1 protein-coding gene is annotated in these 437 nt (G+C 51.0%); it reads right to left on the reverse strand.

Features of this window, described 5'->3' with window-relative positions:
* On the reverse strand, positions 1–437 hold a 437-nt coding region (locus RX395_RS10125; RefSeq protein ID WP_316367392.1), incomplete at both ends, for a hypothetical protein.

Below are 437 nucleotides of genomic sequence, written 5' to 3' on the forward strand. Positions count from 1 at the left end.
ATTTTCTGCAAGCCGTCATAGACAGGCTTCAAGCTCTGGAAAGCAGCGGAGCTGTCATAGAGCTGCTTAATTGCTTTCATTCGGGCGGTCTGTTCGTCCAGCGTTTTCTTCAAGCTCTCTGTGGCAGCACTGTGTTCGCTGACACGGTGTTCCAAATCTTCAAGGGAATAAATGCCGTTTGCCCGGAGATAATTGAAAGTTTCGTTCATCTCCTTTAGGTTGCTGACCTTGCCTTTCTGCGAATAAGCCCCGGCTCTGCGGCTGGTGTAATAGGCGTTCAGCAGAGAAACAAGGTTTGGTGCCTGCGGCTTGGCAAGCTCCGCTTTTGCTTCGGCAATCCAATCAAACAGGAGAGCGATTTTCTTCTTGATGTCCCGGATAACGGCATTGGTCGCTCTGATCCAGCGGTTGAACTCGCCTTTCTCGGTGCGTATGCC

The organism is Collinsella aerofaciens (genome assembly GCF_032584215.1).
Classification (GTDB): Bacteria; Actinomycetota; Coriobacteriia; order Coriobacteriales; family Coriobacteriaceae; genus Collinsella.